A 967-nucleotide genomic window follows, 5' to 3' on the forward strand; every position below is an offset into this window, starting at 1 on the left:
TACAGTAACAGCAGTTTGTAAACCAGTTTTTTAGATGTAGGGGATTGACTAAATCAAGCGCAGTTCTAATTAAAACATCAACCCTAAATGCATTGGTTGGAGAAAATTGTCGTAAAAAAGCTTTTAATTGCGACCACCAATGTTCGATTGGATTAAAGTCAGGAGAATAGGGAGACTGGTAGATCACACTCGCGCCAACAGATTCAATTAAAGGCTCGATTTCTTGGACTTTATGTGCTGGAAGGTTATCCATAACAACTACAGCACCTTCCCATAATTGAGGAAGCAGACACTTCTCAACAAAGACTTTAAATGCGTTTCCATCCATTGAACCATTCAGAGTCATAACAGCCAAAACTTGTTTCAAGCTAATTGCCCCAATTACTGTCACCTTGGCTCCTCGGTAAAATGGTTTAAAATCATATACCCTACTTCCATGAGGGCTTCTGGCATGAGTTCGTGTCAAACCCAATAAAACACCCATTTCATCGATGAAAACTAAGTTTTCTGGGTCTACTTGCTTAACTTGCTGCCAGTACTCACTTCTCAACTTTTGGATTCTTTGTGTTTTCCCTTGGCTGCTGCGTAGCGTCTTTTTTTTAATGTTAGTTTTTCTTTTTGTAATGTACGGCACATCGTACTCGTACTGACCCAATGATTATAAGTTGTACTCCAATATTCACAGTATTCTAGTAATGTCGCGTCTGGATATTGTTCAACCATTGCAGCTAATTGAGCGGAATATCCATCCAACTCTCCCTTCATTGCTCCGCCTTGTTGTCTCGGTTCTACGTGACCTTGAATTTTCTTCATGGAGAGAAGTTTTTGTACAAAGCTTTTAGCGACACCAAATCTATCAGCCACCTTTCTAATTGAGGTGTCTGTCTGTTCGTAAGCCTTTATTATTTTTTCTCGCAAGTCAATTGAGTAAGCTTTCATTTTAAGAGTTGATGCACTTCTATGACTG

At 39.3% G+C, this 967-nt stretch carries 2 protein-coding genes; both read right to left on the minus strand.

Translation table 11 applies throughout. The features are described from left to right. On the minus strand, positions 1-634 hold a 634-nt coding region (locus DP117_RS35235), incomplete at its 3' end, for an IS630 family transposase (protein ID WP_211176559.1). Beyond that, on the minus strand, positions 547-967 hold a 421-nt coding region (locus tag DP117_RS35840; RefSeq protein ID WP_211176560.1), incomplete at its 5' end, for an IS630 transposase-related protein. The genes DP117_RS35840 and DP117_RS35235, both read right to left, overlap by 88 nt.

The organism is Brasilonema sp. UFV-L1 (genome assembly GCF_012912105.1).
GTDB lineage: Bacteria > Cyanobacteriota > Cyanobacteriia > Cyanobacteriales > Nostocaceae > Brasilonema.